Annotated in this window: 11 protein-coding genes; 6 read left to right on the top strand and 5 right to left on the bottom strand. The window is 73.5% G+C overall.

Features of this window, described 5'->3' with window-relative positions; genetic code table 11:
* The 5 genes from AB0C69_RS32955 to AB0C69_RS32935 form a co-directional block, all read left to right on the top strand.
* Nucleotides 1–509 (top strand): ATP-binding protein (locus AB0C69_RS32955; RefSeq protein ID WP_360358837.1); only part of this gene is annotated, 509 nt, incomplete at its 5' end.
* On the top strand, nt 506–1,177 hold the full coding sequence (locus AB0C69_RS32950; protein ID WP_345184225.1) for a response regulator: 672 nt from the start codon (nt 506–508) through the stop codon (nt 1,175–1,177). The genes AB0C69_RS32955 and AB0C69_RS32950, both read left to right, overlap by 4 nt.
* A gap of 48 nt (nt 1,178–1,225) precedes the next feature.
* Nucleotides 1,226–1,387 carry a hypothetical protein gene (locus tag AB0C69_RS32945; protein ID WP_360358836.1) on the top strand — a complete coding sequence of 54 codons (162 nt, stop codon included), beginning with the start codon at nt 1,226–1,228 and terminating at the stop codon, nt 1,385–1,387.
* 396 nt (nt 1,388–1,783) lie between these two features.
* Complete coding sequence (locus tag AB0C69_RS32940) at nt 1,784–2,947, top strand: thiolase family protein (protein ID WP_360358835.1); 1,164 nt, start codon at nt 1,784–1,786, stop codon at nt 2,945–2,947.
* A gap of 39 nt (nt 2,948–2,986) precedes the next feature.
* On the top strand, nt 2,987–3,430 hold the full coding sequence (locus AB0C69_RS32935) for a helix-turn-helix domain-containing protein (protein WP_345184229.1): 444 nt from the start codon (nt 2,987–2,989) through the stop codon (nt 3,428–3,430).
* 170 nt (nt 3,431–3,600) lie between these two features.
* On the opposite strand, the gene AB0C69_RS32930 is transcribed toward AB0C69_RS32935, so the two are convergent.
* From AB0C69_RS32930 to AB0C69_RS32920, 3 genes are read right to left on the bottom strand one after another with little or no spacing between them, the layout of a single operon-like run.
* On the bottom strand, nt 3,601–3,978 hold the full coding sequence (locus tag AB0C69_RS32930; RefSeq protein WP_360358834.1) for a MerR family transcriptional regulator: 378 nt from the start codon (nt 3,976–3,978) through the stop codon (nt 3,601–3,603).
* Nucleotides 3,979–4,021: 43 nt separating this feature from the next.
* The gene (locus AB0C69_RS32925; protein ID WP_353835203.1) at nt 4,022–4,771 is read right to left on the bottom strand and encodes an SDR family oxidoreductase; all 750 of its coding nucleotides are present in this window, start codon (nt 4,769–4,771) and stop codon (nt 4,022–4,024) included.
* A 35-nt stretch (nt 4,772–4,806) separates the two neighbouring features.
* On the bottom strand, nt 4,807–5,382 hold the full coding sequence (locus tag AB0C69_RS32920) for a TetR/AcrR family transcriptional regulator (protein ID WP_360358833.1): 576 nt from the start codon (nt 5,380–5,382) through the stop codon (nt 4,807–4,809).
* 89 nt (nt 5,383–5,471) lie between these two features.
* Here AB0C69_RS32920 and AB0C69_RS32915 point away from each other — a divergent pair, with 89 nt between their 5' ends.
* A complete protein-coding gene (locus AB0C69_RS32915) occupies nt 5,472–5,933 on the top strand; it encodes a nuclear transport factor 2 family protein (protein WP_360358832.1) in 462 nt (153 codons plus the stop codon).
* Nucleotides 5,934–5,943: 10 nt separating this feature from the next.
* Here the strand turns inward: AB0C69_RS32915 and AB0C69_RS32910 are convergent, their stop codons facing one another.
* Together AB0C69_RS32910 and glyA are read right to left on the bottom strand one after the other, a co-directional pair.
* Nucleotides 5,944–7,317 (bottom strand): L-serine ammonia-lyase, encoded by a 1,374-nt coding sequence (locus tag AB0C69_RS32910; RefSeq protein WP_345184239.1) that lies wholly within the window; start codon nt 7,315–7,317, stop codon nt 5,944–5,946.
* Nucleotides 7,318–7,387: 70 nt separating this feature from the next.
* Nucleotides 7,388–8,618, bottom strand: a 1,231-nt coding sequence (gene glyA, locus AB0C69_RS32905) for a serine hydroxymethyltransferase (protein ID WP_360358831.1), incomplete at its 5' end; no start/stop codon positions are given.

Below are 8,618 nucleotides of genomic sequence, written 5' to 3'. Positions count from 1 at the left end.
GGGTCGTCGGCTCGGTCGGCGAGCCGGTGCTGGCCGCGCTGCTGCTCGGCAAGTCCGCCGAGGCGGGGGAGCGCGGCGTGGAGCTCGTGATCGGCGAGGACACCGTGATCGAGGGCGCGATCGAGCCGCGCGACCTGGTCACGATCCTCGGGAACCTCATCGACAACGCGGTCGACGCCGCCATCGAGGGCGCCGCCGCCCGGCCGCCGCGCGTCGGCGTCGGCGCCCGCGTGGAGGACGGGGCGCTCGTGCTGGAGGTGTCCGACAGCGGGCGGGGCGTGGACCCCGCCGCCGTGCCCGCGATGTTCCGGCGCGGCTGGACGACGAAGACGTCCGGCGGCGCGGTCGGGCACGGCCTCGGCCTCGCCCTGGTCGGCCAGGCCGTCCGCCGCAACGGCGGTGAGGTGCGGGTGGGCGCGGCCGGCCCCGGCCACGGCGCCGTGTTCACCGTCCGGCTGCCCCTGCCGAGGCGGGCCGCCGGGGCCCGGCGCGGGGGCGGCGAGCCGTGATCAGGGTGCTGGTGGTCGAGGACGACCCGGTGGCGGCGGAGGCGCACCGGACCTACGTCGAGCGGGTCGCCGGGTTCACGGTCGCCGGGGTCGTGCACTCGGGGGCGGACGCGCTCCGGTTCTGCGAGCGGACGCAGGTCGACGTCGTCCTGCTGGACTTCTACCTTCCGGACACGCACGGCCTCACCGTCTGCCGCGCGCTGCGCGCCGGGGGACGGGACGTGGACGTCATCGCCGTGACGTCCGCGCGGGACCTCGCGGTGATCCGCACCGCCGTGGCGGTCGGCATCGTCCAGTACCTGCTGAAACCGTTCACCTTCGCGTCGCTGCGCGACAAGCTCGTCCGGTACGCGCGGTTCCGGGAGCAGGCGGTCGGCTCGGGGGAGGTCAGCGGGCAGGCGGACGTGGACGGGATGCTCGCCACGCTCCGCACCCCCGACCACCACGCGCTGCCCAAGGGGATGAGCGGGGAGACGCTCCAGGCCGTGACCGGCGTGCTGGAGTCCGCGGCCGACGGCCTGTCCGCCGCCGCTGCCGCCGATCTCACCGGCGTCTCCCGGGTCACCGCGCGCCGCTACCTGGAGTATCTGGCGGAGAACGGGCTGGCCGACCGCCGCCCCCACTACGGCCAGGTCGGCCGTCCCGAGGTGCGCTTCTATCCCCGTTAGACGGGGTACCTATGGACCGACAGTTGGAACGACATCGGGGGAGTTGTCGTGAACGACAAGCCTGGCAAGCCCGGGAAGCCCACGGGCAAGGCGGAGTCCGAACCGGAGCGCGAGAAGCGGCCGCGCCGCGGCGAGGAGGCCACGGGCAAGGGGGCGAAGCGCAAACCGGGCGACGCCGCGCGCAAGATGCGGGAGATGTACAAGGGCTAGACGGTCGCGTCGGGCGGGGGCGGCCCCGATGCTTGACGGCGGTTTGGGCTCCCATTTTGGGTCTATGTCGGCTTATGGGGCTAACGTCCAAAGGGAACGCGACGTCGAGGAGAACGAGGAGGCGTGCTTGTCCGACCGACGACACTCGGGCGGCTCCACCGAGGGGCTCTTCGACGCATGGAGGGTAGAGACGGACCACGGCACGGGCCCCTCCCGCTGAGCGGCCCGGAGACCCGGGGGCGGTAGCGATCGGCTTCGACGGCGATCGGTGACGGCCTCCGGGTCTTCGTCTGCCGAGTTGTGTTATCCAACTCACCGTCGGAGCCGATTGTGCTCTCCGGCCCGCCGAGCGGATACTGCCGAAGTGAGTTGGAAAACACAACGGAGGTGGGGTCCATGCGGGACGCGGTGATCGTGGAGGCGGTGCGCACGCCGCTGGGCAAGGGCAGGGCCGGCGGGTTCCTGCACGGCGACCACCCGGCCGACCTGCTCGCGCGGACGCTCGCGTCCCTCGTCGAGCGGGCGGGCATCGACCCGGGGACCGTGGACGACGTGATCGGCGGCGTGGTCACCCAGGCCGGCGACCAGGCGCTCAACATCACCCGCACGGCCGTCCTCGCCGCGGGATTTCCCGAGAGCGTCCCCGCCATGACGGTCGACCGGCAGTGCGGCTCGTCCCAGCAGGCCCTGCACATCGCGGCGCAGGGCGTGCAGAGCGGCGCCTACGACATCGCCATCGCGTGCGGGGTCGAGTCGATGTCGCGGGTGCCGATGGGGTCGAGCGTCCTGCCGGGCGGCGACCCGTTCGGGACGCTGCTCCCCGAGCGCTACCCGGGCGGGCTCGTCGGCCAGGGCATCAGCGCCGAGCTGATCGCCGCGCGCTGGGACCTGTCGCGGGAGGAGCTCGACGCCTACGCCGCCGAGTCCCACCGCCGCGCCGCCGAGGCGTGGAAGAACGGCGAGTTCGACCGGGAGGTCGCCTGGACGGGGCAGCGGGACGAGACCGTCCGCCCGGCGACGTCGCCGGAGATCCTCGCCGGCCTGAGGCCCGCCTACCGCGACGAGCGCATGGCCGAGCGGTTCCCCGAGATCGGCTGGAAGATCACCGCGGGCAACGCCTCCCCGGTCAACGACGGCGCCGCCGCCGTCCTGGTCATGGGCGCCGACGTCGCCGCGCGGCTCGGCCTGCGCCCGCGCGCCCGCTTCCACGCCTTCGCCGTGACCGGCGACGACCCGCTGCTGATGCTCACCGCGATCATCCCCGCGACCGCGAAGGTGCTGGAGCGCGGCGGCCTCACCCTGGACGACGTCGATCTGTTCGAGGTGAACGAGGCGTTCGCCCCGGTCGTCCTCGCGTGGGCGCGCGAGACCGGCGCCGACCTCGCGCGCGTCAACGTGCGCGGCGGCGCGATCGCGATCGGCCACCCGCTCGGCGCGAGCGGCGCCCGCCTCATGACGACCCTGCTGCACGCCCTGGAGGACCGCGGCGGCAGGTTCGGCCTCCAGACCATGTGCGAGGCGGGCGGACTGGCCAACGCCACCGTCGTGGAGCGGCTCTGACGGACGGTCCGGCCAGGTCCGGCGGCTAGGCTTCCCGGTATGCCGAAGGACGCCGATCCGCGCGAGTGCTCGATCGCCGACACGCTGGACCTGGTCGGCGAGCGATGGAGCCTGCTGGCGATCCGGGAGCTGAGCTACGGGGTGCGGCGCTTCGACCAGATCGTCCGCAACACCGGCGCGTCCCGCGACATCCTCACCGCCCGCCTCCGCAAGCTGGAGGCGGGCGGCGTCATCCGCCGCGAGCGCTACAGCGACCACCCGGTGCGCCACGAGTACCGCCTGACGCCCGCGGGCGTGGAGCTGTGCGACGTCCTGCTCGTGCTGATGGCCTGGGGAGACCGGCACCTGCACCCGGACGACCCGCCCGTCCGGTGGCGGCACTCCTGCGGCGAGACCGTCAGCCCCCAGGTCGTGTGCCGCCACTGCGGCAACGAGGCCCGCCAGGGCGCTCATTCCCCCACCGGCCGGGGCGCCCGCCCCTGACCCCGCCCGCGACGGCGGCGCAGCCAGTCGCCGATGCGGCCCGCGAGGACGCCGACCGTCCCGTCCAATGGTGAAGGTGACCATCTTCGTGAGCAGGTTGGTCAGCAGTCCGTTGAGATAGGCCCGCCGTCCCGAGACCCCGGCCGGTTCCGCCTCCCACGTCCTCGCGGTCAGCGGGCCGATGCGGGGCGTCTCTCGGCCGCGCGGGTCAGGGCGGTGGCGAGGCGGTCGCGGGCCTCGGTCTGGGCGGTGATGCGCGCGTCGAGGACGGCGAGGCGGTCCAGGGCGATCCGGAGCCCCTTCTCCGACGGGGGCGAGGCCGCCACGTCGCCGTCCAGGCAGACCGAGAACGCGCGCACGTCATCGAGGGTGAGGCCGACGGCGAGCAGCTCCCGGATGTTGCGGACCCGCACGGCCGCGCCCTCGTCGTAGATCCGGTACCCGTTGCCCGCCCGGCGGGACGCGATCAGGCCCGCCTGCTCGTAGTGCCGCAGCGCCCGCGGCGTCGTCCCGGTGATCCGCGCCAGCTCGCCGATCCGCACCGCCACCACCTCCGCCCCTCGTTCTACCAGGCGGCGGGCCCGCCGGCGCTCAGGCGACCACCGCGCCTCCGTCCACCGCGAGGACGGCTCCGGTGACGAACGAGGCGTCGGGCGAGGCCAGGCGCGTGATCGCCCACGCGACCTCCTCCGGCCGCCCGACGCGGCCGAGCGGGGTGTGCTCGATCTGCCACTGCCGGAGCGCCGCGAGGCGCTCGGCGGAGAGGCCCTGGTGCTCGCCCATCGGGGTGGCGATCGCTCCGGGCGCCACGGCGGCCACGCGGATGCCGCGCGGAGCGAGCTCCAGGGCCCAGCCGCGCGTGAGCGTCTCCAGCGCCGACTTCGTGGCGGCGTAGAACGCGTTGCCGGGCCAGCCCCGCTGCCCGACGGACGTGCTGACGTTGACGACGACCCCGCCGCCGTCGAGCGCGGGCAGCGCCGCCCGGGTCAGCAGGACGGGCGCCACCAGGTTCGTCGCGAGCTGCGGCGCGAGCGTCTCCGGGGCGAGGCTCTCCAGGGTCCCGCTCTGGACGATCGCCGCGTTGTTGACCAGCACGTCCAGCCGTCCGTGCGCGTCCGTCACCCTGCGCACGATCTCGGCGGCGGCGCCGTCGCCGGTGATGTCGGCGGCGAGCGGCTCGATGCCGGGATGCCCGTCCGCGGTCTCGGCCAGCGGGCCGGGCCGCCGCCCGACGGCCACCACGCGGGCGCCCTCGGCCGCGAACATGCGTGCCGTGGCGCGTCCGATCCCGGTTCCCGCGCCGGTGACCAGGACGACCCTGTTCTCCGAATTCGTCTCCATGCCCCGAGCCTGGAACCCTGCCGCCAACGGCAGGCTCAAGCCCGGCCGGCCCTTTCCAGGAGAAGGCGGGCGCCGGTTCGGGCGCGGGCGGCGGCGCTGGGGTCGCCCTGGATTCCGGCGACGACGATGGCGCCCTCGGCGAGCAGGTAGACGGGTTCGGCGGCGGACGCGTCGACCGGGGAGACCAGGGCCACGACCTGGTCGTGGAAGGCCCGCTTGTGGGCTCGCGCCGCGTCCGCGACCGCCGGGGAGGACGAGCCGAGCTCCCCGTGGGCGTTGACCCAGGCGCAGCCGCGGAAGCCGGGCTCGGCGAACCACGCGCCGAGCCAGTCGAACAGGGCGAGGACGCGCCGCCGGGGGTCGGGCTCCGCGTCCAGATGGGCGGCCAGGCTCGCGCGCCAGCGGCGGTCGCGGCGGTCCAGCATCGCGACGACGAGGGCCTCCTTCGTGGGGAAGAGCCGGTAGATGCGCTTGAGCGGCAGCCCGGACACGGTCCGCAGCTCGTCCATGCCCACCGCCTGGACGCCCTGCCGGTAGAAGAGGCGCTCGGCGACGTCCAGCAGGGCCTGGCGGTCCCGGTCCTGCTGCTCCTCGGTGATCGCGGCCGGCATGGGCGCTCCTGACTTGACGTTGAGAACGATCGTTCCCTACCTTAGCGGCAGAGATGGAGAACGCTCGTTCTCAACCCGAGGAGGCCGCCGTGACCGAGGACCGTCCGCCCTACCCGCCGTTCACCCTGGAGACCGCGAAGCAGAAGGTCCAGGCAGCCGAGGACGCGTGGAACACCCGCGACCCGCAGCGGGTGGCGCTCGCCTACACGCCCGACTCGGTCTGGCGGAACCGCGACCGGTTCGTCACCGGACGGGAGGAGATCATCGCCTTCCTGACCGCGAAGTGGGAGCGGGAGCTCGACTACGCGCTGCGCAAGAGCCTGTGGGGGTTCCGCGAGAACCGCATGGCCGTCCGGTTCCAGTACGAGTGGCACGACGCCGGCGGGCAGTGGTGGCGCAGCTACGGCAACGAACTGTGGGAGTTCGACGAGCGCGGCCTGATGCGGCGGCGGGAGGCGAGCATCAACGACGTCGCGATCGGCGAGGCCGACCGCCGCATCCGCGGCCCGCGCCCCGCCGACGAGCACGGCCTCGACATCCCGCTCCGGTAGCGGGCCGCGGTCAGCACTCGATGACGTTGACGGCGAGGCCGCCGCGCGAGGTCTCCTTGTACTTGTCGAGCATGTCGCGGCCCGTGTCGCGCATGGTCTTGATGGCCTTGTCGAGGGAGACGAAGTGGCGGCCGTCGCCGCGCAGGGAGATCCGGGCGGCGCTGATGGCCTTGACTGCGCCGACGGCGTTGCGCTCGATGCAGGGGACCTGGACCAGACCGCCGACGGGATCGCAGGTCAGGCCGAGGTTGTGCTCGATGCCGATCTCGGCGGCGTTCTCCACCTGCTCGGGGGTGCCGCCGAGGACCTCCGTGAGCCCGGCGGCGGCCATCGAGCAGGCCGACCCGACCTCGCCCTGGCAGCCGACCTCGGCCCCGGAGATGGAGGCGTTCTGCTTGAACAGTACGCCGATCGCCCCGGCGGTCAGCAGGAACCGCACCACGCCCTCGTCGTCGTGGCCCGGGATGAACCGGTCGTAGTAGTGCAGGACGGCCGGGATGATGCCCGCGGCGCCGTTGGTCGGGGCCGTGACGATGCGCCCGCCCGCCGCGTTCTCCTCGTTGACCGCCAGCGCGAACAGGGTGATCCAGTCCATCGCGTGGAGCGGGTCGGACGCCTCCTCCGCGGACAGCTGGCGGTGCAGCTGGGGAGCGCGGCGGCGCACCTTGAGCCCGCCCGGCAGGAGGCCCTCCCGGGTGCAGCCGCGGGTCACGCAGGCCCGCATGACCTGCCAGAGTTCGAGCAGGCCGTCGTGAATCTCGGCGGCGTCGCGGCCGAACGCCTTCTCGTTCTCCAGCATCAGCGCCGAGATCGACAGGCCCGTCTCCCGGCACCGCTCCAGCAGCTCGGCGGCCGTGTCGAAGGGGTGCGGCAGGACGGTGTCGTCGGGCTTGATGCGGTCGGCGCCGGTGGCGTTCTCGTCCAGGATGAACCCGCCGCCGACGGAGTAGTACACCTTCGCGCGCAGCTCCCCGCCGGAGGCGTCCAGAGCCGTGAAGCGCATCCCGTTGGGGTGGCCGGGCAGCGACTCCTTGCGCTCGAAGACCAGGTGCTCGTTGACCACGAACGGGATCTCGTGGTCGCCGAACAGCCGCAGGGCCCCGCGCTCGCGGATCGCGGCGAGCCGCTCGTCCACCCGGTCGACGTCGACGAGCTCGGGCTTGTCGCCCTCAAGACCGAGGATGACGGCCTTGTCGGAGCCGTGGCCCTTGCCGGTGAGGCCGAGCGACCCGTAGAGGGTGACGGCGACGGACGCCGTCTTCTCCAGCAGCCCGTCGCGCTGGAGCCCCCGGGCGAACCGGTGCGCCGCGGCCATCGGGCCCCCCGTGTGGGAGGACGACGGACCGATGCCGATCTTGAACAGGTCGAAAACGCTGATGGCCATAGCTACCTCGTTGTAGCCGCGCCCCCTCCCCCTTGACGGGGGTCCCGCAGGGGGAGAGGGCGCCGGAACGTCACAGGTTCGGGTACAGGGGGTGCTCGTCCGCCAGCGCCTTCACCCGCGCGGCGAGCGCGTCCCGGTCGAAGGACGGCTGCAGCGCCAGCGCGATCACGTCCGCGACCTCGGCGAAGTCCTCGGCGGTGAAGCCGCGGGTCGCGAGGGCCGGGGTGCCGATCCGCAGACCGGACGTCACCATCGGCGGGCGCGGGTCGTTCGGCACCGCGTTGCGGTTGACCGTGATGCCGATGTCGTGCAGGCGGTCCTCGGCGTCGCGCCCGGTGAGCTCGGAGTCCACCAGGTCGACCAGCACGAGGTGGACGTCCGTCCCGCCGGTCAGCACCTTGACGCCGGCCTTGGCGCAGTCCTCGGCGAGCAGGCGCTCGGCGAGCAGCTTCGCGCCCTCCACCGTCGCCGCCTGCCGGGCCCGGAACTCCTCCGACGCGGCGATCTTCAGGGCGACGGCCTTGGCGGCGATCACGTGCTCCAGCGGGCCGCCCTGCATGCCGGGGAACACCGCGGAGTTGATCTTCTTGCCGTACTCCTCGCGGGCGAGGATCAGCCCGCCTCGGGGACCGCCGAGCGTCTTGTGCGTCGTCGTCGTCACGATGTCGGCGTGCGGGACGGGCGAGGGGTGCAGCCCCGCCGCCACCAGGCCCGCGAAGTGCGCCATGTCGACCATGAGCAGCGCCCCGACCGAGTCGGCGATCCGCCGGAACGCGGCGAAGTCGAGCCGCCGCGGGTACGCCGACCAGCCCGCCACGATCATCTTCGGACGGTGCTCGGCCGCGAGCGAGGCCACCTCGTCCATGTCGACCAGGCCGTCCTCGGCGCGGACGTGGTACGGCACCACGTTCAGCACCTTGCCGGAGTAGTTCAGCCGCATCCCGTGCGTGAGATGCCCGCCGTGCGCGAGGTCGAGGCCGAGGATCGTGTCGCCGTGCTGGAGCAGCGCGAAGTACACCGCCGTGTTCGCCTGCGCCCCGCTGTGCGGCTGGACGTTCGCGTGCTCGGCGCCGAACAGCGCCTTGGCCCGGTCGATCGCGAGCTGCTCGGTGACGTCGACGAACTCGCAGCCGCCGTAGTACCGGCGGCCCGGGTACCCCTCGGCGTACTTGTTCGTCAGGACCGACCCCTGAGCCTCCAGCACCGAGACCGGCGCGAAGTTCTCCGACGCGATCATCTCCAGGGTGCCCTGCTGGCGGCGCAGCTCCGCGGCGACGGCCTCGGCGACCTCCGGATCGGCC

Source organism: Actinomadura sp. NPDC048032, assembly GCF_040653175.1.
GTDB lineage: Bacteria > Actinomycetota > Actinomycetes > Streptosporangiales > Streptosporangiaceae > Spirillospora > Spirillospora verrucosospora.
This window is presented reverse-complemented; position numbering and strand designations above follow the sequence as displayed.